Annotated in this window: 22 protein-coding genes and 2 pseudogenes; 11 read left to right on the top strand and 13 right to left on the bottom strand. The window is 64.6% G+C overall.

The window, feature by feature from the left end; translation table 11 throughout:
• The first annotated feature begins 11 nt into the window (after positions 1 to 11).
• Positions 12 to 1,658, top strand: coding sequence for an acyl-CoA dehydrogenase family protein (locus tag NOV72_RS15145; protein ID WP_106855537.1), 1,647 nt, complete (start codon positions 12 to 14; stop codon positions 1,656 to 1,658).
• Between the two features lie 46 nt (positions 1,659 to 1,704).
• Positions 1,705 to 3,204 carry a class I adenylate-forming enzyme family protein gene (locus NOV72_RS15140; RefSeq protein WP_106855420.1) on the top strand — a complete coding sequence of 500 codons (1,500 nt, stop codon included), beginning with the start codon at positions 1,705 to 1,707 and terminating at the stop codon, positions 3,202 to 3,204.
• A 251-nt stretch (positions 3,205 to 3,455) separates the two neighbouring features.
• On the opposite strand, the gene NOV72_RS15135 is transcribed toward NOV72_RS15140, so the two are convergent.
• Both NOV72_RS15135 and NOV72_RS32550 read right to left on the bottom strand, forming a co-directional pair.
• Positions 3,456 to 4,259, bottom strand: a complete 804-nt coding sequence (locus NOV72_RS15135; protein ID WP_106855419.1) for a hypothetical protein — start codon at positions 4,257 to 4,259, stop codon at positions 3,456 to 3,458.
• 145 nt (positions 4,260 to 4,404) lie between these two features.
• A pseudogene (locus NOV72_RS32550) lies at positions 4,405 to 4,551 on the bottom strand (integrase core domain-containing protein); the annotation flags it as partial.
• A 2-nt stretch (positions 4,552 to 4,553) separates the two neighbouring features.
• On the opposite strand from NOV72_RS32550, the pseudogene NOV72_RS15130 reads away from it, so the two are divergent.
• A pseudogene (locus NOV72_RS15130) lies at positions 4,554 to 4,829 on the top strand (type II 3-dehydroquinate dehydratase); the annotation flags it as partial.
• A gap of 13 nt (positions 4,830 to 4,842) precedes the next feature.
• On the opposite strand, the gene NOV72_RS15125 reads toward NOV72_RS15130, so the two are convergent.
• The 5 genes from NOV72_RS15125 to NOV72_RS15105 all read right to left on the bottom strand — a co-directional run bounded on the left by NOV72_RS15125 (position 4,843) and on the right by NOV72_RS15105 (position 8,489).
• Positions 4,843 to 6,150, bottom strand: a complete 1,308-nt coding sequence (locus tag NOV72_RS15125) for a chloride channel protein (protein ID WP_106855417.1) — start codon at positions 6,148 to 6,150, stop codon at positions 4,843 to 4,845.
• A gap of 75 nt (positions 6,151 to 6,225) precedes the next feature.
• The gene (locus tag NOV72_RS15120) at positions 6,226 to 6,645 is read right to left on the bottom strand and encodes a MarR family winged helix-turn-helix transcriptional regulator (RefSeq protein ID WP_106855416.1); all 420 of its coding nucleotides are present in this window, start codon (positions 6,643 to 6,645) and stop codon (positions 6,226 to 6,228) included.
• Positions 6,646 to 6,751: 106 nt separating this feature from the next.
• On the bottom strand, positions 6,752 to 7,000 hold the full coding sequence (locus NOV72_RS15115) for a pentapeptide MXKDX repeat protein (protein WP_106855415.1): 249 nt from the start codon (positions 6,998 to 7,000) through the stop codon (positions 6,752 to 6,754).
• A gap of 66 nt (positions 7,001 to 7,066) precedes the next feature.
• The gene (locus NOV72_RS15110) at positions 7,067 to 7,843 is read right to left on the bottom strand and encodes a molybdopterin-dependent oxidoreductase (protein WP_106855414.1); all 777 of its coding nucleotides are present in this window, start codon (positions 7,841 to 7,843) and stop codon (positions 7,067 to 7,069) included.
• A 19-nt stretch (positions 7,844 to 7,862) separates the two neighbouring features.
• On the bottom strand, positions 7,863 to 8,489 hold the full coding sequence (locus NOV72_RS15105; protein ID WP_106855413.1) for a cytochrome b/b6 domain-containing protein: 627 nt from the start codon (positions 8,487 to 8,489) through the stop codon (positions 7,863 to 7,865).
• 294 nt (positions 8,490 to 8,783) lie between these two features.
• Between NOV72_RS15105 and NOV72_RS15100 the strand changes: the two genes are divergently transcribed.
• Positions 8,784 to 9,332: a sigma-70 family RNA polymerase sigma factor gene (locus NOV72_RS15100; RefSeq protein ID WP_106855412.1), complete on the top strand. Its 549-nt coding sequence runs from the start codon at positions 8,784 to 8,786 to the stop codon at positions 9,330 to 9,332.
• Entirely contained in the window at positions 9,329 to 9,970 is a 642-nt protein-coding gene (locus tag NOV72_RS15095) for a DUF1109 domain-containing protein (RefSeq protein WP_106855411.1), read from the top strand. Before NOV72_RS15100 ends, NOV72_RS15095 begins: the two co-directional genes overlap by 4 nt.
• A gap of 4 nt (positions 9,971 to 9,974) precedes the next feature.
• Here NOV72_RS15095 and NOV72_RS15090 read toward each other — a convergent pair whose 3' ends face one another.
• Positions 9,975 to 10,376, bottom strand: coding sequence for a hypothetical protein (locus NOV72_RS15090; protein WP_106855536.1), 402 nt, complete (start codon positions 10,374 to 10,376; stop codon positions 9,975 to 9,977).
• A 23-nt stretch (positions 10,377 to 10,399) separates the two neighbouring features.
• Positions 10,400 to 13,681: an adenylate/guanylate cyclase domain-containing protein gene (locus NOV72_RS15085; protein WP_106855410.1), complete on the bottom strand. Its 3,282-nt coding sequence runs from the start codon at positions 13,679 to 13,681 to the stop codon at positions 10,400 to 10,402.
• A gap of 232 nt (positions 13,682 to 13,913) precedes the next feature.
• On the opposite strand from NOV72_RS15085, the gene NOV72_RS15080 reads away from it, so the two are divergent.
• Both NOV72_RS15080 and NOV72_RS15075 read left to right on the top strand, forming a co-directional pair.
• On the top strand, positions 13,914 to 14,255 hold the full coding sequence (locus NOV72_RS15080; RefSeq protein ID WP_106855535.1) for a DUF4148 domain-containing protein: 342 nt from the start codon (positions 13,914 to 13,916) through the stop codon (positions 14,253 to 14,255).
• Positions 14,256 to 14,458: 203 nt separating this feature from the next.
• Positions 14,459 to 15,157: a DUF2242 domain-containing protein gene (locus tag NOV72_RS15075; protein WP_106855409.1), complete on the top strand. Its 699-nt coding sequence runs from the start codon at positions 14,459 to 14,461 to the stop codon at positions 15,155 to 15,157.
• A gap of 13 nt (positions 15,158 to 15,170) precedes the next feature.
• Here NOV72_RS15075 and NOV72_RS15070 read toward each other — a convergent pair whose 3' ends face one another.
• Together NOV72_RS15070 and NOV72_RS15065 are read right to left on the bottom strand one after the other, a co-directional pair.
• Positions 15,171 to 17,237 carry a D-(-)-3-hydroxybutyrate oligomer hydrolase gene (locus NOV72_RS15070; RefSeq protein WP_245933063.1) on the bottom strand — a complete coding sequence of 689 codons (2,067 nt, stop codon included), beginning with the start codon at positions 17,235 to 17,237 and terminating at the stop codon, positions 15,171 to 15,173.
• A 311-nt stretch (positions 17,238 to 17,548) separates the two neighbouring features.
• A complete protein-coding gene (locus NOV72_RS15065) occupies positions 17,549 to 17,920 on the bottom strand; it encodes a BON domain-containing protein (RefSeq protein WP_106855407.1) in 372 nt (123 codons plus the stop codon).
• Positions 17,921 to 18,526: 606 nt separating this feature from the next.
• Here NOV72_RS15065 and NOV72_RS15060 point away from each other — a divergent pair.
• From NOV72_RS15060 to NOV72_RS15045, 4 genes are all read left to right on the top strand, one after another.
• On the top strand, positions 18,527 to 20,002 hold the full coding sequence (locus NOV72_RS15060; RefSeq protein WP_106855406.1) for a TAXI family TRAP transporter solute-binding subunit: 1,476 nt from the start codon (positions 18,527 to 18,529) through the stop codon (positions 20,000 to 20,002).
• A 138-nt stretch (positions 20,003 to 20,140) separates the two neighbouring features.
• Entirely contained in the window at positions 20,141 to 20,800 is a 660-nt protein-coding gene (locus NOV72_RS15055; protein WP_106855405.1) for a 2-hydroxychromene-2-carboxylate isomerase, read from the top strand.
• A 136-nt stretch (positions 20,801 to 20,936) separates the two neighbouring features.
• Positions 20,937 to 21,920, top strand: a complete 984-nt coding sequence (locus NOV72_RS15050; RefSeq protein ID WP_106855404.1) for a LysR family transcriptional regulator — start codon at positions 20,937 to 20,939, stop codon at positions 21,918 to 21,920.
• A 60-nt stretch (positions 21,921 to 21,980) separates the two neighbouring features.
• Positions 21,981 to 22,901, top strand: a complete 921-nt coding sequence (locus NOV72_RS15045; RefSeq protein ID WP_106855403.1) for an AraC family transcriptional regulator — start codon at positions 21,981 to 21,983, stop codon at positions 22,899 to 22,901.
• 11 nt (positions 22,902 to 22,912) lie between these two features.
• Here the strand turns inward: NOV72_RS15045 and xdhC are convergent, their stop codons facing one another.
• Together xdhC and xdhB are read right to left on the bottom strand one after the other, a co-directional pair.
• Positions 22,913 to 23,419, bottom strand: a complete 507-nt coding sequence (gene xdhC / locus NOV72_RS15040; protein WP_106855402.1) for a xanthine dehydrogenase accessory protein XdhC — start codon at positions 23,417 to 23,419, stop codon at positions 22,913 to 22,915.
• Positions 23,416 to 25,779, bottom strand: a complete 2,364-nt coding sequence (gene xdhB / locus NOV72_RS15035; RefSeq protein ID WP_106855401.1) for a xanthine dehydrogenase molybdopterin binding subunit — start codon at positions 25,777 to 25,779, stop codon at positions 23,416 to 23,418. Before xdhB ends, xdhC begins: the two co-directional genes overlap by 4 nt.

Genomic DNA, 25,779 nt, shown 5'->3' with positions numbered 1-25,779 from the left:
GAGTGATCGACATGCAATGGAAGACACACGACGTAACCAATGTCGTGCAGGAGGTGCGCGACTACAACCTCTATGCCAGCGACATCGCGCTGCAGGATGCCGTGCGGCACGCGGGCGGCGCGGCGCATGAGGCGGAGTTGAGCCGATACGGCCGGCTGCTCGGCATGGCCTCGACGATGCACGCGGCCGAGCTCGCCAATCGCTGCAAGCCGGAGTTGCAGACCTTCGACCGGCAGGGCGAGCGGATCGACCGCGTCGAGTTCCATCCGGCGTGGCACACGATGATGCGGATGCTGCGCGAGCAGAACCTCGTCTCGCAGCCATTCTCGGATGCGCGGCCCGGCGCGTGGGCCGCGTACGCCGCGGGCTTCTCGATGCACGGCCAGATCGAGGCCGGCTCGCAGTGCCCCTCCTCGATGACCTTCGCGAGCATTCCCGTGCTCAGGAAAGAACCCGCGCTTTTCTCGCAGCTCGCGGACAAGCTCTACTCGACGACCTATGACGGGCGCGACCTGCCGATCGAGCAGAAGACATCCATCCTGATCGGCATGGGAATGACCGAGAAACAGGGCGGCTCGGACGTGCGGGCGAACACGACCGTCGCGACGCCGGTTCCGGGCGGCGAACACGGCCGGGAACATACGCTCGTCGGTCACAAGTGGTTCTTCTCGGCGCCGATGTGCGATGCGCACCTCGTGCTCGCGCGCACCGGCGGCGGCCTCTCGTGCTTCTTCGTGCCCCGCTACCGGCCCGATGGCAGCAAGAACGCGATTCATATTCAACGCCTCAAGGAGAAGGTGGGCAACCGCTCGAACGCGAGCAGCGAGGTCGAGTTCCTCGGCGCCTGGGGCCGCATGGTGGGAGAAGAACGCCGGGGCGTGGCGACGATCATCGAAATGGCGACGCATACGCGCCTGAACTGCGTGATGGGCAGCGCGGGCATGATGCGCCAGGCGCTCGTGCAGGCGATCCATCATGCGCGGGGACGCAGCGCATTCGGCAGGCCGCTCGCGCAGCAACCGCTGATGCAGAACGTGCTCGCCGACCTCGCGCTCGAAAGCGAAGCCGCGACGCATCTGATGATGCGGCTCGCCGAATCGTTCGCCGGCGCAGGCGACGATCCGCTGCATCGCGCGTACCGCCGCATCGTCACGCCTGCCGCGAAATACTGGATCGCCAAGCGCGCGATCGAACATGCGGCCGAGGCGATGGAAGTGATCGGCGGCAACGGCTATATGGACGACAGCCCCACCGGGCGGCTGTTTCGAGAGACGCCGGTCATTTCGATCTGGGAAGGCTCGGGCAACGTGATGGCGCTCGACATGATGCGCGCGATCCGGCGCGAGCCCGATGCCATGGAGGCGCTCGTCGAAGACCTGCGGGCTTCGTGCGGAGGCGACGCCGATCTGCGCCGCCGGATCGACGCATTGACCGGCGACATCGCTCTCGACGACGACGCTTTCGAAATCGGAGCGAGGCGTGTGGCGCAGCGGCTCGTTCTGCTGATCCAGGCGCAGCTTTTGAGAGAGCGTGCGCCGCAAGCCGTAGGCGACGCATTCGCCGCGAGCCGTTTCGACGCCGAATGGGGACGCACCTTCGGCCTGCTGCCGCGCGACACGCCCTGTGTTTCGATGATCGAACGCGCATGGCCGTGCTGACGTCAGCCTTCTTCAACCCATCACAGGGCGTCGCGCCCGCCGGAACATGAACATCATTTCGCTTTTCGACCATCACGTTCGCCAGCAGCCGGACAAGGCTTTCCTGCGTCATGCGGGCCGCACGTACACCTATGCGCAGACAGACGATCTGGCGCGCCGCGCCGCCACGTTTTACGCGAGACATGGCATCGCCGCCGGCGATCGCGTGGCGATGATGTGCTTCAACACGCCGGGGTTCGTGATCGCGATGCTGGGCGCATGGCGTCTGGGCGCGGTCGTCGTGCCGGTCAACCACAAGCTCCAGGCGCCGGAAATCGACTACGTCCTCGCGCACGCGAGCGTCAAAATGGCGATTTTCGATGGTGCGCTTGCGCCCGTGGTCGGGCGTCTTGCGTACCGGACGCCTAAGTTCGGCACGGACAGCGAGCTCGCGGGGCACCCGTGCTTCGATACGCTGATCGCACGTGAAGCGCCTTTCGACGGACCGCCGCCCGCCGACGATTCGGTCGCCGAAGTGCTCTACACGTCGGGGACGACCGGCAAGCCCAAGGGCTGTCTGCATAGTCATCGCACCGCGTGTCATGCTGCCGAAACAGCCGTCAAGGGTGCTTCCATGAAGCCCGACGAGCGAACCTTGATCGCCATGCCGCTGTGGCATTCCTCGCCGCTCAACAACTGGTTTCTGGGCACGCTTCATGTCGGCGGAACTGTCGTCCTGTTGCGCGAATATCATCCGCAAGCCTTCCTGCAAGCGGTGCAGGACGAACGCGCGACCTTGTACTTCGGCGCGCCGGTGTCGTACTTGCTGCCGCTTCAGATGAACCTCGATATCGCCGCTTTCGACCTCAGTTCGATGCGCGCGTGGATCTATGGCGGCGGACCGATCGGCGCCGATACGGCACGGCGTCTCATGGCGGCCTATCGCAGCGAGTGCTTCTACCAGATGTTCGGCATGACCGAGACCGGGCCGGCGGGCACCGTGCTGTATCCGCGCGAGCAGATCGCGAAAGCCGGGTCGATCGGACGCGTGTGCACGCCGGGCAGCGAGATGAGAGTTGTCCGTGAAGATGGGCTCGAAGCGCGCAGCGGCGAAGTCGGCGAGATCTGGCTCAGATGTGACTCGCTGATGCTCGGCTATCTCGACGCACCCGAGGCGACGGCGCAAGCCATTGCGGACGGCTGGTATCGCACGGGCGACCTCGTTCGCGTCGATGCCGACGGTTACCTTTTCGTCGTGGACCGTTGCAAGGACATGATCGTGACGGGCGGCGAGAACGTGTACTCGAAGGAAGTCGAGGACGTGCTGATCGAGCATCCGGCGATACGGGACGTGGCGGTGGTCGGCCGTCCGCATCCCGAGTGGGGCGAAACCGTAGTCGCGTTTGTCGTGCCGGCGGAAGGCTCGTCGATCGACACGGACGCAATCAACACCTTCCTCTCGACGAGATTGGCAAAGTACAAGATCCCTCGCGAATACATCGCGCGCGAGCTGTTGCCGCGCACTCCGACTGGAAAGCTGGCGAAACCGGCGTTGCGGATGGGATAACCACTGGCTGGGTTTCCAGCGATGGCGATGGCGGTCGATCGGTTTGGGAGCATAGTGTGCGGACATCGGCGCTGACGTTGACAACGAAAATCAGGTGGAAGCACTCATCGCATTTCCCTTCCCTTTCTATCGCCTCGAACTGGGCAGCGCCTCCACACGCGCTCGTCGAACAAAGCGACATGACGCTGTATGTCTTCAATGGAAGTGGATCGCCCGATGCACGTCAAGCGGTAGGCCGTTGCAAGCGTGAGTTACCGGTCAGCCGCGCTCGGCGATCCACCGGGACCATAAGGATCAGGGTTACCGAATCGAGGAAGGGAACCGTTCATCCGCGCCCTGCGAAGTTCCTCTTGAACGTCATGCCTGGATTTTGGCGGCTGTTGCGCCGAAGTGATCGGCGGAGGGTTGGCCGGACCGGATTGGCTTTCGATCGCAGGCCGAGCCGTCCCTTCGGCCTGCGATGTCAACGGCGTGGAGTTCTCTATTGCCGGCGACGAAGCATCGATTGAGTTTTGGCTCTGGCTTCCCACTTGACCACCCTCCGCGTCACCGGGTCCGGAGGATATAGGAAGATCGAGTGAGCTTGCCGTGTGCTCACTGCTTTGCGGCGCCGAATACTTGCTTTCGGTATGTCGTCCGGACTGTTTCTTTATCGCAGGATCGAAAGGCGCCGTCTGCTTTGTTACGCGACGGGCAGTTGATGGCGGCGCTCGTTGTTCGACGGCCGAAGTCGGCGGTATCTCCTTGCGCGGACTCAAGTCCAGCTCATCGCCGGCGTCTGGTCCCACGATGGGCGAACTCATTCCAACACTGCTCGACTCACCCGCTCCAGTCTCTTCCCGTTGGCCCGAACCGACGCTCTCCGGTTCGATGTTCGCTGCCGGCGCCGCAGGACGAATGGCGCCCGTGACCACCGATGTCTGTTGACGAGTTGACCAGGCTTCTACGTCCTCGCGCTGCTCACGATGTTGAAGCAACGCGAACAGGCCAATGATCGATACGCCAACTACACAAAGGCCCAGAACGATGAAGCGGTCAGAAGTTCTTATCATCATAAGATTGATCCTTGATGATACATGGGCGAATCGCTCCACCGATCGTATCTTCGGTTATACGGCTGATACGAGCGCGGGCGGCTAGCGGATTCGCCAAGAGCCTGTCGTTATCCGCCAAAGTTAAGCGAAGCAATGACCTGCGACTAGCCGCAGGAGCATCCGGTGTAGCCCGATGTCTCGCCGCAAACTCTGATGGCGAGAGGTAATTCAGTGCGCTGTGTGGGATTTGCTCGCGATAGTCCTGACGCCATGGCGCGAGCGTCGTGAATCAGTGGTCGTTCAGGCACTCGTCGCTTGTGCGAGCGCATTCACCAGGCTTCCGAGCAGCATTGCGACGCCGCGCTGATCAACGCAGGCGCGTGGACGCACTACAGCTACGGCATCCGCGATGCGCCGGCCATTCTCACGTGCCCGGTCGTGGAACTGCACATGTCGAACATTCATGCGCGCGAGGCGTTTCGGCATCGTTCGGTATTTGCCGAAGTCGTCGATGGACAGATTTGCGGCTTCGGCGTGGAAAGCTATCTGCTGGCGTTGCGGGCGGCGGTCGCTCATGGCAAGAGCAAGTAAGACGGCCGCAGCGTCACTTGCTCATGTACTTGTGCGCCAAAGCCTCGTAAAGCGGCGGCGCGAACAACTTCGACACCTGACTCGAAATCAACGCCGTGGCCATCAACGACAGCACGAGCGCATGGCCATTGATCATCTCGATGACGATCACGAATGCCGTAATCGGGCTCTGCGTGACCGCCGCGAGATAACCGACCATGCCGAGCGCGATCAGCATCGGCAATTGCATGTCGCCGAAAACCTGATGAAGCGCGTTGCCGATGCCCGCGCCGATCGCGAGCGACGGCGCGAAAAGTCCGCCGGGCGCGCCGGGCAGATACGAGCCGACCATCGACGCCATCTTCAGCAGCGGATAAGTCGCGCCGAGTTGCGAATTGCCTTCGAGCATGCCGCGCGCTTCCGCGTAGCCGCTGCCGAACGTATGACCGCCCGCGACAACGCCGATCACGGCGATGACCAGCCCGCACGCCGCGCCGAACGCCACCGGATGCGACTGCCGCCAGTCGACGAGCCGCGCGGGCATCCAGCGCTGCGTGTTCAGCAGGAGCCAGCAGAAGATGCCGCCCGCGATGCCCGTCACCGCGCCGAGCAGAATGACCGCGAGCGCGAGCGATTCGGGGAAATGGCCGGTCAGATCGATCGTGCCGAAATAGGTGTAGTTGCCTTGCAGCGCGAGCGACACGATACCGGCGAAGATGATCGCCGTGATCAGCACGCCGCTCGTGCGCTGCTCGAAGCTGCGCGTGAGTTCTTCGATGGCGAAGACCACGCCCGCGAGCGGCGCATTGAACGCGGCCGACAATCCGGCGGCCGCGCCCGCGAGCGCCAGATTGCGCTCGATTGCGCCGCCGCGCATGTTCCGCAGGCGCAACGGATAGAAACGGCGCAAGCTGTACATCAGCGCCGCGCCGACGTGAATGGTCGGCCCTTCGCGCCCGATGGTGAAGCCCCCGAGAATCGAGAGAAACGACAGCACGATCTTGCCGATGAGAATACGGATGGTGAGCAGCCGTGTTCCGAGTTCCCGCCCGTCGTGCAGCATCGCGATGACTTGCGGAATGCCGCTGCCTTCCGAACCGGGAAAGAAGCGCCGCGTCATCCACACGCAGAACGCGGAGATGGCGGGCGTGATCACCAGAGGCAGCCACCAATGGAGGGCGGTGAAGCGCAGAAAGGTGTCGTAACCGAAGTCGATCAGCCGCGCATACATGACCGCGACGAGCCCGGTCGCGACCGCGCCGAGCCAGAACACGCCGTAATGCAGCCACAGCCGCCTGCCGCGCAAGATCGTGCGTCGGTCGATGAATCCTGGAATGCGCATCTGGAAGTCATGAAACTTGAAATTAAGGCACATTGTGACATAAATTTCAATCGGCCCGTCTCGTGCGCTATCGGCTCATTCCTGTTGGTCTTCGAATATCCAGCCGAACGATCCGTAGTGCGACTTGTGTTCGGCCGCGAGCTTGAGCAGACATCGTTCGCCTTTTGCCGTCAGATGCACTTGCACCTGCCGGCGATCCGTCTTGTCGGTTTTGCGCGCGACGAGGCCCGCCTCCTCGCACCGCGATACCAACGCAGCCGTTCCGTTCGGCGCGGCCTGCAAGCGCTCCGCGAGTTCGCCGACGGTGGCCCACTTCCGCCCGGAAAATCCGCGTACGTGCAGAAGCAACTGATATTGAAGCGTGGTGATGCCCACGGCATTGGAGATTTCTTCCGACACACGCAGAAACTTGCGCAGCTCATAACGGAAGAGGGACATGGCTTCCAGATCGTGCTTGTCCGGAGATGCGGCTTTCTGTTTCGTACTCGATGACATTGGGAGACCCTGATTCGACAGCTTGTTCGCGGATCATACCCAGTTTCGAAACTGCCAACTTCATGCGCAAAGGACCGGACACGCCGTCGCGCCCGGTCGCTCCGCCTTACTGCGACATCGCGCCGGACGCGGGATGGTCCGTGCCCATCGCATCGTTCTTCTTCATCTTGTCGCCCTTGCCCATCAAGTCGTGCGACATGGCGCCCTTCTTCATCGAATCGTGAGACATGTTGTCCTTTTTCATCGTGTCGTGCGACATCGAGTCGTTCGACATCGCGCCGCTTGCCTGCGCGAACGCGGCCGATGTGCCCATCGTCAACGCCGCTGCGAGTACGGCCGTCATCAATCGTTTCATTGCTTCTCTCCTTGGTGAGTCAAACATGGCATCCGGACAATCCGGAACCGGTTGATGATCCGGCGCTCAGGAGCCGCCGAACCAGTTGTACCCCTGGTCGACCCAATAGCCGCCCGGATAGGTGTTGGTCACGAACATCTCGACGATGTGCTTCGGATTCTTGTAGCCGAGCTTGGTCGGCATGCGCAGCTTCATCGGATAGCCGTATTTCGCCGGAAGGCGCTGGCCGTCGTAAGCGAACGTCAGCAGCGTTTGCGGATGCAGCGCCGTGGGCATGTCGATGCTTTCGTAGTAGTCGTCGGCGCAGCGAAAACCGACGTACTTCGCCGTCGTGTCCGCGCCCACGCGCCGCAGAAAATCGGCGAACGGCGTGCCGCCCCAGCGCCCGATCGCGCTCCAGCCTTCGACGCAAATGTGCCGCGTGATCTGCTCTTCGTGCGGCAGCGCGTAGAGCTGCGGCAATGTCCACACGCGCTGTCCCGTCACGAGGCCGCTCACCTTCAGGCGATAGTCGCTGCCGTTCACTTCGGGCACGTCGTCGATTCCGTAGAAGGCATTGAACGGAAACGGCCGCGTGAGCTGCGCTTCGGTGTAGGTCGGTGCGAGCCGCTTCGGATCGAAGAGCAGCGCCTGCGCACGATCGTTCAGGCGCGAGACGGCGGTGAGAAACGTGTTGACGGAATCGTCGTCCGTGATCGAGCAGCCGGTCAGTAGCGATAGGCCACCGAGTGTCAGCATGCGCTTGCCGAACAGGCGTCGCGACGGCATGTCGAGTTCGCGGCGCGCGTCCGCCAATACCGATGCACGATCGACCGTGATGATTCGCTTGTCGCTGGATTTCATGGCGTGTTCCTCGATCGAATCAGCGGCCGCGCAGCATCGTGATGAGCGAGCGCGGCACGAGCGCGACCATCGCCACATGCACGACGACGAACGCCGCCATCACCGCCATCGCGCAGAAGTGCACGACGCGCGCGTTGTCATAACCGCCCATCAGTTCGCGCAAGAGCGGGAACTGCACGGACTTCCAGATCGCGAGCCCCGACAGCACGAGCACGAGCAGATCGACGATGACCACGAGATACGCGAGCTTCTGCACCGCGTTGTACTGGCGCAGATCGGCGTGGGCGAGCTTGCCGCTCAATGCCGCGATGAAATCGCGCAGCACGGCGCGCGGCGACAGCGGAAAGAACTTCGAGCGGAAACGGCCGCTCGCGAGATTGAGCGCGAGATAGACGATGCCGTTGAACACGAGCAGCCACATCGCCGCGAAATGCCACTGCAGCGCGCCGCCGAGCCAGCCGCCGAGCGTGATCGACGGCGGAATGACGATGTTGCTGAACACCGGCGATGCATCGTAGATGCGCCATCCGGAGAACATCATGATCAGCGCCGCGATTGCATTGAGCCAGTGCGTGACGCGCAGCCACAGCGGATGGATCGGTGCTTTTTCGCGTGCTGGCGCAAGTGGCGGTGTCGTCGCTTCCATGTCGGTCACCCTGGTCGTCGAATTGCAACTGGATTACCGGTTAATTCGTCGCTCGAGCGTCGCCGGTTACAGCGTTTCGCCGAAAAATCTCAGGCCGTGCTGTAACGAATCGACGCCGGAGACCGAACTAACGAAATGCAGAGGGAAACGACGAACATGAACCAGGACGGCGCCATTGCAGCGCATCACGGCTTCGGATACTGTGTGACGACCGGTCTCACACAAGGCACGCCGCTCGCTTTTACAGCGACCGCGGCGCACGAAATTTCGTCCCGTCCCGCCCCTACAGGAACCATGTCGCACGATGCGGAAAGGCGGCTGAAAGCGTTGTTCATCAGCGGACTCGATGGCGATCAGAACGCGTATCGCGGCTTTCTGCAGGCTCTCACGCGGCATCTGCGGGGCTATCTGCGAAAGCGCATTCCGCATCGTCTCGACGACGTCGAAGACCTCGTCCAGGAAATTCTGCTGGCGGTGCACAACGCACGGCACACGTATCGGCCGGACGAGCCGTTGACGGCCTGGCTGCACGCGATCGCGCGCTACAAGCTGATGGACTTCTTCCGCTCGCACGCGCGGCGCGAGTCGCTGAACGTTCCGCTCGACGATCACGAGGAACTGCTCGCCGCCGCCGACGACGAACCCGCCCAGGCGCGGCACGACATCGGCAAGCTGCTCGAACATCTGCCGGACAAGCAGCGTCTGCCGATCGTCCACATGAAACTCGAAGGGTTGTCGGTGACGGAAACGGCGCGGCTCACGGGTCTGTCCGAATCGGCCGTGAAGGTGGGCGTGCATCGCGGACTCAAGGCGCTCGCGGCTAAAATCCGGGGACTGCGATGAAGACCGACGAACTCATCTCCCTCCTCTCGAATCAGGTGACACAGGTCGACCGCACGGCGATCGCACGGCGGTTCGTTCAGGCGCTGCTGATCGGCGCGGCGGGCTCGCTGATCCTGATGAGCTTCGTGTTCGGCGTTCGTCACGATATCGGCAGCGTCGCGCGTACGGGCGTCTTCTGGGCGAAGCTGGCGTTTCCGCTGGCGGTCGGCATCGGCGCGATACTCACCATCGGCCGGATCGGGCGGCCCGGCGCGCGCGCGGGGTATTCGTGGGCGCTCGTCGCGCTGCCGTTCGCGGCGGTCTGGATCGCGGGCTGGATGGTCCTGGACAGCGCGGACCCGAACGCGCGCGCCGCGCTGGTGCTCGGTCACACGTGGCGCACGTGCCCGTTCAACATCCTGCTTCTTTCGATACCGACCTTCCCCGCCGCGTTCTGGGCGATGCGATCGCTCGCGCCGACGCGGCTGCGGCTCGCCGGCGCCGTCGCCGGATTGCTGGCAAGTTCGACGGCGACGATCGTCTACTGCCTGCACTGCCCCGAAATGAGCCCGGCGTTCTGGGGCGTGTGGTACGCAATCGGCATGCTGATGCCGGCGCTCATCGGTGCATGGATCGGGCCGCGGCTGTTGCGCTGGTGATGCGCTACCCGAAGACGCGCGTCCATACCGCCCGCACGCGACGCGCACGATCTTCGAGCAGATACGAAGCAAGCAGCGCCAGAAGCCCCGAGACGATGCCCGTCAGGATGTGCTCCACGTAGGGCAGCCGATAATGGCTCGCGTGCGCGTAGGCATCGCCGATGGCCGTCAGCAAGCCGACGATCGCTGCGTTGCCGTATCGGTTTCCGTAGAGTTTCGCGGCGGGCGTGAAGGTCAGAAGCACCGCCAGAAGTCCGGTGAGAAGCCCGGTCTTGAACGCGATCGACCAGTGCGCCATGCTCGCGATATTGCTCCAACTGCCCGGCATGCAGGTCATGCACGCGCTGGTCGGCTGCCAGAAGCGCTGAATGAACAATGTGACCCGACGTTTCAACTCGCTTGACATGATCGACGTCCCACACTCGTTGATCAATGAAGATTCGGTTCGCCCGAGAGCGCGCGATCGATTGCCGCGAGCGCATAGACGAAGCCGGACTTCTGGCCCTCATGCCTGATCTGCTGAAGTTCGTTCATCAACGCAGCGCTCCGATTACCCTTTCCATATGAGGCAAGCGCGCGTGCGCGCGCCACGTAGAAGCCGGTAAAGAGCGACGGCTCGCGTCGCGCATAGTCCTCGAAAGCCGTGGCGTGGTGCGCGGCCTCATCCCAGCGACTCCGTTCGATGCACGCCTCTATCGCGTCACGTCGAAAGAGAAAGTGATTGTGGCTGACCGCGCCCGCCGCCAGCAGCGCTTCGCCTTCCGCGAGCGCGTCTTCGAAAATATTCATGTCGTCGGTCGCGCGCGCAAGCGTGCCGAGATAGCTCGCGCCCAGATAGGTCATGCCGGTTTCACGGCTGATCGACAGCGCCTCCGCGATATCCTCCAGCGCCTCGCGCCTGCGCCCGGCGATCCGATGCGACTCCGCACGAAGCGCGAGCGCTTCGCCTTCGAATCGTTTCGACTTCAACTCGCGCGCGCATTGCAGCGCGGGATCGACGTGTTCCCACGCACGATCCCACTCCCCGAGATCGCGCAGACAGTGCCACGCGGCGTGATGCGCAACGGCGAGCGCCCGCAGATGCCTCACCTTCTCCGCCGCGGCGGCGCTGGCGAGCGCGGTATCGAGTCCGGTGTTCGTGTTGCCTGCGAACCATGCGGTAATGGCGCGCATCGGCAGATTGGCCACTTCGATACGTCCGAACCCGTGGCGCTTGCAAAGCGCGATGCATCGGCTGTAGGCGTCGTGCGCGCTGATCATCCGGCCGCGCATGTACTCCGCGTCTCCGAGCCCGCCGAGCGCGGCCGCTTCCTGTTCGGGATCGTCCGCTTCGCGCGCGAGTGCGAGGCTGCGTTCATGTTCGCGCACGCAGCCGTCGATATCCCCGCGCGGAAAACATAAATTGCCGCGCAGGAAGTGAATGCGCGCCGCCTCGCGCTGAAAGCCGTGGGCGGCGGCGGCATCGGCGGCGAGGTGGAGATCGGCCCAGGCGCCGTCGAGATCGTCCGTGACGCGTTTGACGGTCGCGCGCCCGATCCACGCCGGACAACGCTGCGCATCGGATTCCGCGACTTCGAGCGCGGCTTCGAATGCCGCGAGCGCCGAAGGCATGTCGCCGGCGTCGTGCAGCACATCGCCGCGAAGACATTCGAGCGCGACGCGGTCGCTGCCGCCGCCCGCAAGCTGAAGCCCTCGCTCGACGAGCCGCAACGCCGATTCATGACGATGCGCCTTCGCCTGCGAACGCGCCGCGTCGCAATACGCGCGCGCCGCCGCGCTGTCCGCCGCGCGATCGAGATGCTCGGCGCGCAGGAGCGGATCGCGTCCGTCGTACCACTGCGCGGCACGTCGATGCAGCTCGCGCCGCCGGCTTTTCAGCAAGCCGTCGTAGACGGCGTCGCGAATGAGCGCGTGATGGAATATGAATCCGGCGCCCTGACGCCGCAACAAAAGACTCGTCAGGAGCGGTTCCATCGCGGCGCCCGCGCCATCGACGAGATGCTCGACCGCGTCCTTTTCGAAGAGTTGACCGAGTACCGAGGCCGCCTGCAAAACCGTTTTGTCGACGGCGTCGAGCCGGTCCAGACGCGCCTGCACGAGACTGCGCACCGTGCCCGGCACGCCGGTTTCGTCGCTTTCTTCCGCGTTGCCGAGCAGTTGTTCGAGAAACAGCGGATTGCCCGCCGCCCGCGCGATGCAGCGCGCCGCCAGATCCGCCGCCGCGCCGGGAAACGATGCGGCCATCACGTGCGCTTCGTCGGCGCTGAGCGGACTCAGATCGACGAGCGAAAGCGGCGCCCCGCCCGCCGCGCGCCACGTTTCGTCGAACGCCGGGTCCGAGGGACGCGCGGTCAACACCAGCACGGCCGGACAGGCTGCGACCGTCGCCGACAGCCCGGCGATGTCCTTCAACGTCGATCCGTCCGACCAGTGGATGTCCTCGACCGACAGCAGCCGAGGTTGCCGCCGGCTCGCGCGCTCGACGAGCCGCGTCAGCACATTTCGCCGGCCGTCGATGCGCATCGCGTTGTCCATGGCCGCGTAGATCGTGCGATCGTCGAGCGACATCGGCACATCGACGAGATCCTGGAGAAACAGCGCGTCGCCGCGATCGATCAGGCCGTCGCCGATCGCTTGCTCGACGCCGGATTGCGCATCGGCCGAGTCGTCGAGCGACAAAAGCCCGCGCACGATGGACTGAATCGCGCCCCGTCCGGTTGCCGCGCCGAAATCGAGCACGAGGCCGCCGTGGCAAAGAAAGCCGGCATCGTGCGCTTCGCGTCTGAATTCATCGAGAAGACGCGTCTTGCCGATGCCCGCCTCGCCGCGCAGCAGAACGGCGCGACCGATTCGAGTGTCGAGGCACGCGTGGAGCATCGCGCGAAACTGGCGCAGTTCGCCGATACGGCCGATGAACGGTCGCCCCGGCGCGCTGCGCCGAAGACCCACGATACACCACGCCGAAACCGGCTCCGCGAACCCTTTGACCGCGAGCGCGCCGCGTTCGGCGCACTCGATGCGCCCGGCCAGAGGACGCCGCACGGCTTCCGATACGAGAATTTCCGACGGCCCGGCCGCGTCGGTGAGACGCGAGGCGAGATTGACCGTATCGCCGGTCACGGTGTACTTGCGATGCGCGGCGCTGCCCATGCCGCTCGCGACGACCTCGCCGCCCGCAATGCCGATATGAACCGACACCGGACGATCGAGCATGCGCGACAGCGCGGGCATTGCTTCGGTGATCGCGAGGGCCGCGCGCACGGCGCGTTCGACGTCGTTCCCATGCGAAACCGGCGCGCCGAAAACCGCCATGATCGAGTCGCCGACATGTTTGTCGACGTAACCGCCATGCTGCTCGACGATGCGATCGACTTTCTCGAAATAGCGATCGAGCACGGCGACGATTTCTTCCGGATCGGCTTCACGGCTCATTTTCGTGAAGCCGCACAGATCGGCGAACAGCACCGTGACCTGCCGCCGTTCGCCGTTCGCCTCGTTCGGGTTCGCGGCTGCGTCTTCGTGCGCGGGACGCGCCCGCAGTTCGGCCAGCGCGTCGAGCATTTTCCGCCGATGACCCACCGACGCGATTCCGAGATCCTTCAGATCGTCTGCGGTGAGGCTGCGCAGCACGCCGCCGTCGATGGCGTTCTGCGCGAACACCGCTTCGTACCGCTCCATTCCGAGGCTGCGCAGCCAGGCGGCGACGTCCACGATATCTCCGGGCGAACGAATCCGAGTTGCTTTAAAGATAGCATGCCGGTCCGCCATCAATCGGCCGACGGGTTTTGATTGAAACGATTAATGCTGATTCAGGAAAACTGATTTGGGCGAATCAGGGTTTTTACCTACGTAAGCGAGTCCTACACTGCATCTCAACGACGAAGCAGTGGCAAACAAGTTCACCACCGCGACGTTTCCCCAAGGTCAGCATTCGGAGGTCATCATGTTCAAGTCCATCGTTCCCGCTATCGCCATCGCCGCCGTTCTCGCCGTTCCGGGCTTTGCCCAGGCGCGTGAAGACGGCCCTGTCACCCGCGCGCAAGTCCGCGCCGATCTGGTTCAACTCGAACGCGCGGGCTATAAGCCGTCGGCCGATCAGACCACCTATCCGGCCGACATCCAGGCTGCGGAAGCCCGCGTCGCCGCGCAGCAAGGCGCTGCCGCGTCGTCGTTCGGCGGTGCGAGCGAAGGCGCATCGGCGTCGGGTCATGCGGGCCGGTCGAGCTTTCTCAGCCGCATCGTCCGTCCGGAAGCCTCCAATCCGGTCGACTTCAATCGTCCGTAAGCCGCGTCTCGCGCGGTAATGAACGCCCGGCCGCGCGCCGGGCGTTTCGCTTTCCGGATCGATGAACGACGCGCCTGCCCGCCTTTCATCACGCTGTAAACCATGGATTCGACGATGTTTTCAGACTGCGCTTTTTCATCGGCCAGTCCGGCGGCACTACAATTTGTGTCTGCCGTTGACACAAATTTTGGATCCGCCGCCTCATGCCCATGCCGTCGCCGCGCCTCGTTTTCGCCTCTCTCGGACTCATCGCTCTCGCCGCGTGCGGAGGCCGCAACTCGGTCGCGCCGAGCTATCAGCAAGAGCTTTTCAACACCGGCGCGAGCCCTTTCGCCCACAATTTTGACGCCACCGTCGGCGAAACCTGCGAGGCCGCGCGCCGCGCTTTGCTCTCGCAAGGCTTTCTCACGACGATGGCCCAGTCCGACACCGTCGACGCGACCAAGAATTTCCAGCCGAGCGCCGAGACGCACGTCGTCGTGTCGTTCCATGTCGTGTGTACGCCCGGCGACAACGCGACCAATCAGAGCATCGCGTATGTGAACGCCGTGCAGGACGGCTATGCGCTCAAGAAAAGCGATACGTCGGCGAGCGTCGGGCTGAGCGTGCTCGGCTCGCTTTCGCTGCCGATCCGCTCGAACAGCGACGCGATGGTCAAAATCTCCAGCGAAACCGTGCCCGCCGGCAAGTTCTACGACCGCTTCTTTTCCTTGATGGGGCACTATCTGAATACGGTGCCGCGCAGCGCGCCCGTCGCGGCGGACGAAGTGAAGAGCAAGCCGCTCGTGCCGTCGCTGATCGTCAGCTCGCCCGAGCTCACGCCGACGCCGATCGTCGTGCAGACGCCCGCGGCGGCGGCGGCTTCCAACGCGCCGCTTGCGCCCGCGACCGCGACTCAATAAGCCACGCGCTCCATCAATTCGGCACGTTGACGATGCCGCCCGTCGCCGTGATCGCGTTCGCGCCGGGATCGGTGGCGATCGGCGGCAGATTCGACGTCGTCAGCGCGGGCGCCGATCCCGCCGTGCCGCCGCGCGCAACCGTGCGCACCACTTGCGAAGGCGGCAGCGGCGCGTTGTTCTTCAGGTGGTTCCACATCAGATTGAGCGCCTGAATGTTGTAGTAGTGGACCGGAATGAAGCGCGTATCGAAGCCGGCCACGCTCAGGAACGCGTCGAAGTGCTGTCCGTTCGTGATTTCATAGAGCGAGAGCTGACTCTTGCTCCCCTCCGCCACGCGATTCGCGCCGAGATACGGCCGCGACGCATGATTGATCGGCACCAGCGCATCGGCGCGGCCCTGCACGATGATCGCGGGCTTGCCACGCAGGTTCGCGTTCACGCGGATCGCGTTCACGCTGTCCACCATCGTCGCGTTGCCGTTGGTCCATAGCGAGCGCAGGCATGCGGCGCCCGCGTAGCTGGCATCGGGCGTCGCGAGGCGATGATCCGCCGCGCCCGTCGTCCCCGCGTTGTAGACCAGATTGATGCCGTTCGTCGGCGGCACGCCGTTGCCGTTGCCGAAGAGCGTGGGCATCGGCGAGACGAGCGGCGTCACGCCCGCCGCGCCCGTCGCCGCGTTGGTCGTCCCAAAGCTGAAATTGCACAGGTTGTCGAGCACGCTCGCCTTCATGTAGGCGTCGGCATACGTGACGGCGACGGCCGGCACGGCCTGCGAATCCCACATCGGCGCATGGAGCGTGTCGGAGTCGGTCTCGTAGCCCGCCTGATGAAGCTGGTTGAGCGCGTCGGTGGCCTGCGCGACGGCGTTGCCGCCCGCGATCAGCCCGCTCGCGGCGAGCGTCGCGCAACGCGCCGTGCGGATCGCGTTGGTGGTTGCCACGGGCAGCGCCGTCAGATACGGCGCGCCGGCTGCGGCGGGCGCGAGCGCCGCGCACGGCTGGAGCAGATTGGCGAGCGTCGTGTAATCGGCGAGCGGCCGTCCGAACGAGCCGACCGGCACGCCGCCCTGCCGCACCGAAACCTGCGACGGCAAGTTCATGTTGATCTGCGGCTCGCCGACGACGACCGCCGTGATCCAGCCATCGGTGTCCTGCTCGGCGGCCGCGAGCGACGCGCCGCCGCCGTTGCTCACCGATGCCGCGATCGTCGTGATGCTGCCCTTGTCGTAGCGCACCTGATGCGTCGAGCCGCTCACCGGGCCGAACATGTCGTTGAGCGCCCAGTACGCGAACTGGATCGCCTGCAAGGTGTTCTTGCCCCAGTCCTTTTCCGGATTCTGTTGCGAATGCGCGTGCTTGTAGGCGTAGCGGTTCGGGAACGCCGAATTGAACGACGACAGCGCCGATGCGCTCACGTTCGCCTTGAAGATCGCCTTCGTCCCGGCGAAACTGGCGCCGGCGAGCGTGCCGTCGATCAGCGTGACGAGATCGGTCGACAATTCGTGGCCGCCGTTGCCGCTGCCCTTGTCGGTGTAGGCCACCGCGCAGCCGCGCTTCAGGCCCCACTCGCCCGCCGCCGAAATCGCGCCGTAGATGCCGCGCGACCCCGATGAAGTCGCCGTGACGATGCACGGCTGATCGGGATTGAAGCTCTGCGGAATCTGCACGAGCAGGCTGACGTTCTGCATGCCGCTGCCATCGTCCGAATAGGCGATGTATTCCTTGCCCGCGATCTTCCCTTCGCCGAGCGTGTCGTTGCCGTTCAGATCGACGTTCGGCCCCCAGAAACGGCCATAGCCGCCGTTCGCCGACATATCGACGAGCGCGCGGTAGTTCGAATAGATCGCGAGGCGGCGCAGTTCGGCTGCGGTCGGCGCGGCCGGCTTGGCGATCGAAGGCGCGGTCGCCGACGCGAGGCCCGTCTTGCCGAGACCGGCCGTGAGCAGGTCGTCGGACACGCCGTCGTAGGTTTGCGTATTGACCGAACCGGAGACGAAGCTCGGCAAGGTGTTGGTCGGCGGGCCGCCGCCGTTGTCGTCATCGCCGCCGTGGCATGCGGCGAGTGCGATCGCGGCGAGCATCGCCAGCGCGCCGCGCGCCGCCGTGCGCGGCACGTTCTGCAAAGTCTGCAACCTCTGGGTACGCGCGAATCTTTTCATTGTGAGTCTCCGCCATACGTTCCGTTGAGTGGTGCAACCCGAGGCGCGAAACGCTTCCGATGCTGGAAGTATCGCGCCTTATCCGCCGATAGTTTGCGGCCAAATTCACGCGCCGCCGCAGCAAAAGCGCCAAACGACAACGGGCTCCGGCCGCAAAGCCGGAGCCCGTTCAAACGCCCACACGAGCGAGGACGGCGGCATCGCGCGATGCCGCCGTCTTTCCGTGATTCGTGTTATTGCCCGCCGCCTTGCGTGCCGAGGCTGATCTTGTTGGAAACCGACTTCACGCCCGGCACGCCCTTTGCCACTTCTTCGGCCTGGGCGATCTGGCCGCCTTCCGGCACCGTGCCGGTCAGCGTCACCGCGCCGCTGCGCGCGCGCACGAACACGTTCGACACGTCGAAGCCCTGCGCTTTCGACAGCGCGCGGCGCACGTCGTAGCCGAGCTTGCGGTCGGTCTTCTTGGTCGCGGATTTCTGGGCCTTCGCCTGCGCCGCGGTATCGGCGCTCGTGGCCGCTGCGTCGCTCGATTGGGCATAGGCGCTCGAAGCCACGGCCACGCACACCACCACGCCCAGCGCCTTCAACAGATCGACTGCTTTCATGATTTCTCCTTTTGTTTCGCTTGTTGACTTCGCACAGTTGCTACTTCGCTCGTTTTGCACTCCAAAACCGGACCGCATTCCCAGCGGCTGTGGGCTACGACATCGAGCGGCTGCACGTGGCCACGCGCGCCCGAGGCCTGAGAAGGCAAGCGGGCATGACGGCGGCAAGCCGGCGGATGCGGCTCACGGTGCTGCGAGAGACTGGCGAAAGAAACAAACTGCGGCCGGCTGGTCGGGCGGAAAAGCCCGTCGGCTCGAATATGACCTGCCGCATGGCGGCTGACCGGCGCGACTCACGAACCCACATTCCGGGCTGAGGTGCGCGAAAAGCCTTGTCGTGCGGCGGCGAACGTCAATTTAGCCCAGCGCGGCCATTAGCGCAAAGCATTTAACAATGCGGGCTTTCGTTGAGCCGCGCACACGCAACAACGACGGCCGCGCGGACACATGTCCGTCACAGTGCGCGCGCGCCGTGCGGTGTGTCCGGACGGTCATCGATCTCATGTACCATCGACGCCATGCCGGCCGCCCGCACCGTTCGTCGAGATGTCCGCGCATCGCGATCGGGTAAGCTCGCGGGCACACAGATTTACGATTACCGACGAGATGACCCAGCCTACAGGAAACACTCCGGGCCCCGATCCGGACACCCCGCCGAAACGCAAGCCGCCGCAGCGAATCGTCGCGCGCTTTGTCGCGATTTCCTGGCGCGACCTCGCGCTCACCTTCGGCCCGATCCTGCTCGTCTGCGCGGTCGCGCTCTATGTCGCCGTGCGGCTGATCCAGCCCGCACCGCCGAGCACGCTGACCATCGCCGCCGGGCCGAAGGGCAGTTCGTTCTGGAACAGCGCGCAAAAATACAAGGCGATCCTCGCGCGCAACCGCGTGACGCTCAACGTGCTGGAGACGCAAGGCTCGCTCGACAATCTCACGCGTCTCGAAGATCCGAAATCGAACGTCGATGTCGGTTTCGTGCAAGGCGGCCTGACCAAGCCCGGCGCGACGCACGACAATCTGGAATCGCTCGGCAGCGTGTCCTATGTGCCGCTCGCGGTGTTCTATCGCGGCGCGACGGCCGTCAGCCGTTTGTCGGAGCTGAAGGGCAAGCGGCTCGCGATCGGCGCGGAAGGCAGCGGCACGCGCGTGCTCGCGCTGAATCTGCTGAAGGCGAATGGCATCGAACCGGGCGGCGACACGGCGCTGCTGCCGCTCGCCGGCGACGAAGCCGCGAAAGCGCTCGAAGACGGCCAGATCGACGCCGTCTTTCTGACCGGCGACTCCGCCCAGCCGCCCACGATGGCGAAGCTCTTGCGCACGCCGGGCATCCACTTCATGGATTTCGTTCAGGCCGACGCCTACGCGCGCCGCTTTCCGTACCTGACGGAAATCGAGTTGCCGATGGGCGCGTTCGATTTCTCCCGCAACCTGCCGCCGCGCCCGGTCCACATGATCGCGCCGACGGCCGAGCTGGTCGCGCGCGACAGCCTGCATCCGGCGCTGTCCGATCTGCTGATCGAAGCCGCGCGCGAGGTGCACGGACGCGCCAATCTGCTGCAACGGGCCAATGAATTTCCCGCGCCGCTCGTGCACGAATTCCGCATCAGCGACAACGCCGAGCGGTATTACAAATCGGGCAAGAGCTTTCTGTACCGCACGCTGCCGTTCTGGCTCGCGAGTCTCGCGGATCGCGTGCTGGTCGTGCTGGTGCCGCTCGTCGTGGTGCTGATTCCGGGCTTGCGGCTCGTTCCGGGGCTGTACCGCTGGCGCGTGAAATCGCGGATCTATCGCTGGTATGGCGCGCTCATTGCGATAGAGCGGGAAGCGATCAGCGGCCCCGACATCGCCCAGCGCGATGCCCTGCTCGACCGCATCGACGCGATCGAAACGGCCGTGAATCGCATGAAGATGCCGCTCGCGTTCGCGGATCAGTTTTATGTGCTGCGCGAGCACATCGGTTTCGTGCGGGAGCGTCTTGCGCACGTGCCGGTCGCGCCGGCCGATGAAGCCCCGCCGCGCAGCGTGTCGCGATCGGATACGTCCGGTGTCGCTGCGCGGGCAGACACGGAACAAGGCAGCACGTAATATCTATTGGAGGAACGGGAGACAGGATGCAACGCCGCGCGTCGTACGCGCCATGCAGGCCACGACAAAAAACGAACAGATGAGGCTCCGACGCGCACCGGCGCGAGCGGAGCCAAGGAATCTCAGGGAGAAGGGAACATGAGTGCCCCGCATTCGACCAGTCATGGTCAGCCGTACTTTTTCTTCGATTTCATTTCGCCGTTTTCTTACTTGCTGCTGGAACAGCATGAAAAATGGCCGGACATGCCGTTCGAGCTCGTGCCCGTCCAGTTGATGAAGCTGCTCGACCGCTGGGGCCAGCCGCACGCCGCGACGATTCCCTCCAAACGCGTCTTCACGTATCGGCACGCGCTGTTCCGCGCGGAACAACTGGGCATTCCGTTCAGGATGCCGCCCGCGCATCCGTTCGACCCTTCCAAGGCGCTGCGGCTCGCGGTGCTGGCGAACGGCGAAATCTCGCGCGTGCGCGAAATCTTTCGGTACATCTGGCGCGAGGGGCGCGATCCCGCGACGCCGGAGGGCTTTCGCGCGTTGTGCGAGCATGTCGGCATGCCGGAGGGCGAAACGCGCATCGAGGACGAGGACGTCAAAGCGAAGCTGCGCGATAACAACGACCGCGCCGTGTCGATGGGCGTGTTCGGCGTGCCAACCTTTCTCGTCAACGATCAGATTTTCTGGGGCGAGGACACGCTGCCGATGGTGCTCTACGTCGCGCGCTCGCCGAACTGGCTCGAAGGCGCGGAAGTGAAGCGCATCAGCGCGCTGCCGATCGCGCCGCGCGACGCCGATTTCGGCTGACGGCGGCCGGGCCGGCGGGCGCGCCTATGCCGCGCATAGCGCGCTCGCTATGGCGTCAAAATTGGATAAGCGTTTAACTTCGGGTGAGGGTTTGCGAGTTCGCGCCCGCGCCCTGAATCCAACCGCTTCGCAGCCCATGAACGATCCCGCCGACTCACTCGACATCTGGCTCATCCGCGTGTTGCGCACGCTGTTGCTGGAACGCAGCGTGACGCAGACCGCGCAGCGGCTGAACCAGACGCAGCCGGCGATCAGCACGGCGTTGCGCCGTCTGCGCGAAATCCTGAACGATCCGATTCTCGTGCGCGGCAAGCAGGGCATGGTGCCGACGGAGTACGGCGAGTCGCTGCTCGCGCCGGCGCAGCGGGCATTGCGGGAAGTGGAATTCGTCGCGACGCCGCACGGCGATTTCGATCCGCAAAGCTCGCGCCGCACCTTTCGCGTCGCCGCGCCCGATTATCTGAACGATTTCTTCATGCCGACGCTCGTCGCGGCGTTTCGCGATGCGGCGCCGAATGCGCGTCTGGAAATCGAATCGCTGACGCCGATGCGCGATCACGAGCGCATGCTCGACGAAGGCGAAATCGATCTGATGGTCGCCAACTGGACGAAGCCCGAGCCGCGCTTCGAACGCCAGGATCTGTTCACCGACGTATTCGTCTGCCTGATGCGCGCGAACCATCCGCTCGCCCGCGAGCCGCTGACGGCGGAACGCTACGCGCTCGCCGCGCATCTCGCGCCCACGCCGTATAGCGGCGGCAGGCGGCATCCGATCGACGTCGGCCTCGCGCGCGCGGGCATCGAGCGGCGCATCGTCACGACGATTCCCTACTTCGGCCTCGTGCCGCAGGTGCTGCTGCAGTCGGACCTGATCTTCACCGCGCCGCGCCGTTTCGCGCAGCACTATGCCGCGATGCTGCCGCTCGCCGTGCTCGATTCGCCGGTGCCGTTTCCGCGCATCAAGTGCTATCAGCTTTCGGTGCCGCAGCCCGATCAGCCGACGGATGTCGCCTGGCTGCGCACGCTGATGTCGGCTGTGTCGGATTCGCTCACGGGCAAAAAGACCGTCACGGCTCCTTTGGGCGACGAGACGCGCGAACTGGGCGAAGTCGCGAAGTAACGCGTGTCGGGCGGGACTTCGGTACTATCCGGAACGACACCTTCGGCCCGATCCGCTCACATGGACGCACTCGACAAACTGATCCAGCTTGCGAGCCTTTCCGGCGCGCTCGATCTGCGCTGCCTTTTGAGCGGCCCGCTGGAACTCGATCACGCGCCCGCGCCCGCCGGCGAAGCGGTGTATCACGTCGTGCTCGATGGCGCGTGCACGGTGCTTCGCAAGGGTCACGCGCCGCTGGAATTGCGGGCGGGCGACATCTTTTTCCTGCCGCGCGGCGACGCGCACGTGCTGAGCATTCAGCCACGCGAAAAAGGCGCGGCGAAGACGGAGATGGAAATGCGCCACAACGGCGCGGTCACGGTGGAAAGCAATTGCGGCGGGCGGGAACCGGGCGTGGACTTGCTGTGCGGGCGCTTCCTTTACGCACCGCGCGCGCTGCTGATCGACGTGCTGCCGGATGTCGTGCACGTGTCATTTACCGATGCATCCGCGACGTATCTCGCGCCGCTCGTCCAGACGATGCGTCGCGAGGCGGAAGAAGCGCAACTCGGCGCGCCTTCGATCGTTACGGCGCTATCCACCGCGCTCTTCACGATGGTGTTGCGCGCGTGGCTCGAAGGACAGCCGTCGCTTGCGGGCGTGCTCGGCTTGCTGGCGAACCGGCGGCTGGGCGCGTCGATCATCGCGATGCTGGAACGGCCCGCCGAGCCGTGGACGCTGGAAATGCTGGCGAAGGAAGCGGCGATGTCGCGCGCGACATTCATGCGCGCGTTCTCCGCGCATTCGGATAGCTCACCGCTGGCGCTGCTGAGCCACATGCGCATGCAACTCGCGAGCACGATGCTCACGCATACGAAGAAGAGCATCGCGGATGTCGCGGCGGATGTGGGGTATCAGTCCGAGGCGGCGTTTTCGAAGCGGTTCAAGGAGGTGTATGGGGTGGCGCCGGGACGCTTCAGGCAGACCAACGGCCTCACCTGAAACGCGGACATTCAGACGGCGAGACGCGCCGCCTTGAACGCCGGCATCCCCACCCGCGCCGCCATCTCCCTCACCCTCAACAACTGCGCCGCGACGGCCAGCCCGATCGACCACGGCGCTTTATCGACGATCCCTTCCACGCCGATCGGACACGTGATCTCCGGCAAGCGATCCGCCGCGACACCGCGCTCCATCAAACGCCGCTCGAACTTCACGCGCTTCGTCTTCGAGCCGATCAACCCGAAGTACGCAAAGTCATCGCGCCGCATGATGCGCTGCGTGAGCGAGAAGTCGAGCGAATGATCGTGCGTCATCACGATGAAGTACGCGCCCGCCGGCGCCTCGTCCACGATCGCATCGGGCAGATCGGTGGCTTCGATCTGCACGTTCGCCGGCACTTCGTCGGGGAAGAGTTCGTCGCGCGCATCGACCCACTGCACGACGCACGGCAGCGTGCCGAGCACCTTCACGAGCGCGTGGCCGACGTGGCCCGCGCCGAACAGGACGACGTGCATCATGACCGCGCGCTCCTCACCGCATTGACCGCTTTCAGGATCTCTTCCGCCGTCGCGGGTGCGTTCAAGGGCGGATTCACCTTGTGATCGCCGACCGCGGAAACGGCGTCGCGGATCGCGAAGAACACCGAGAACGGCAGCAGGAGCGGCGGCTCGCCCACGGCCTTCGAGCGATGGATGCTGTCCTCCGTGTTGCGGTTCTTGAACAGATCGACGCGGAAATCGGCGGGCATGTCGTTCGTCGTCGGAATCTTGTAGGTGGACGGCGCGTGCGTCATCAGCTTGCCCTTGTCGTTCCACCAGAGCTCTTCCGTCGTGAGCCAGCCCATGCCCTGCACGAACGCGCCTTCGACCTGGCCCTTGTCCAGCGCCGGATTCAGCGACGCGCCCACGTCATGCAGCGCGTCCGCGCGCAGCACGCGCATTTCGCCGGTCAGCGTGTCGATCACCACTTCCGACACCGCCGCGCCATACGAGTAGTAGAAGAACGGGCGGCCCTGCATCGTCGCCTGATCCCAGTAGAGCTTGGGCGTCGCGTAGAAGCCGTCGGACCACAACTGTACGCGCGCGAGATACGCCTTCTGCACGACTTCGCCGAACGGAATCGCATCGTCGCCGACGATCACGCGATCGTTCGCAAAGCGCACCTGCGCAGGCGTGACCGCGCCGCCGCCGAACTTCTCCGACGCGAACTTCGCGAGCCGTTCGCGCAACTGGCGCGCGGCGTCTTGCGCTGCCTTGCCGTTCAAGTCCGTTCCGGTGGAAGCCGCCGTCGCCGATGTATTCGCGACCTTGCTCGTGTCGGTGGCCGTCACGCGCACGCGCTCGAAGTTCACGCCCAGCTCGTGCGCGACGACCTGCGCGACCTTCGTGTTCAACCCCTGGCCCATCTCGGTGCCGCCGTGGTTCACGAGCATCGAGCCATCGGTATAGATGTGAACCAGCGCGCCCGCCTGATTGAAGTGCGTCACGTTGAACGCGATGCCGAACTTCACCGGTGTCAGCGCGAGGCCTTTCTTCAGGATTTCGTTGTTCGCGTTGAATTCGTCGATGGCCGCGCGGCGGCGACGATAATCGCTCGTCTCTTCCAGTTCGGCGATCAGTTCGTGGATGACGTTGTCCTCGACCGTCTGGCCGTAAGGCGTCTTGTTGTTTTCGGTCTTGCCGTAGAGATTCGCGCGGCGCACGTCGAGCGAGTCCTTGCCGACCGAACGCGCGACGTTGTCCAGGATGTACTCGATCGCGAACGCGCCCTGCGGCCCGCCGAAGCCGCGAAACGCGGTGTTCGACTGCGTGTTGGTCTTGCCGCAATAGCCTTCGATCTTCACGTCCGACAGCCAGTACGCGTTGTCGAAATGGCAGACGGCGCGCGTCATCACCGGACCGGACAAGTCGGCGGAGAAGCCGCAGCGCGAAGTCATGTCGACGGAAACGCCTTCGATCTTGCCGTCGTCGTCATAGCCGACTTCGAAGTCGTAGATGAAGTCGTGGCGCTTGCCGGTGATCATCATGTCGTCGTCGCGGTCCGGACGCAGCTTCACCGGGCACAGCAGCTTCCACGCGGCGAGCGCCGCGCAGCACGCGAAAATGCCCGACTGCGATTCCTTGCCGCCGAACCCGCCGCCCATGCGACGGCATTCGACCAGCACGTTGTGCGAATGCACGTTGAGCACGTGCGCGACGAGATGCTGCATTTCCGTCGGGTGCTGCGTCGAGCAATAGACGTGCATGCCGTCGTCGTCCTTCGGCACGGCGTAGGCGATCTGGCCTTCGAGATAGAACTGTTCCTGACCGCCGAGCTTCATCGCGCCGCGTTCGTGATGCGCGGCTTTCGCCATGCGCCCTTGTGCGTCACCGCGCGACAGCTTCAGCGGATTCAGCACGTACGATTCGGCACGGCGCGCATCCTGCGGCGTGAGAACCGGCACGAGGTCTTCGAACTCGATCGTCGCGCGGCGTGCGGCGAGGCGCGCCGTATCGTGCGACGTCGCGACGACGATGAACATCGGCTGGCCGACGAACTGCACGATCCCCTGCGCGAGCACCGGATCGTCGTGGATGATCGGGCCGCAATCGTTCACGCCGGGAATGTCCTCGGCGGTGAAGACGGCGACGACGCCCGGCGTCGCGCGCACGGCGTCGAAGTTCATCGACACGATCTTCGCGTGCGCCTTCGGGCTCGTGCCGAGCGCGGCGTGCAGCGTGCCCGCGACGGGCGGAATGTCGTCGGTGTAACTCGCGCGGCCGCTCACGTGCAGATGCGCCGATTCATGCGGACGCGACACGTGGACCTGCTTGAACGCGTCGATTTCGTTCGCGAGCGACTGGGCTTCGGCGAGAAAGGCTTCGGCTTGCTGATTCAT

It is taken from the genome of Caballeronia novacaledonica, from assembly GCF_900258035.1.
Taxonomy (GTDB): domain Bacteria; phylum Pseudomonadota; class Gammaproteobacteria; order Burkholderiales; family Burkholderiaceae; genus Caballeronia; species Caballeronia novacaledonica.
This window is presented reverse-complemented; position numbering and strand designations above follow the sequence as displayed.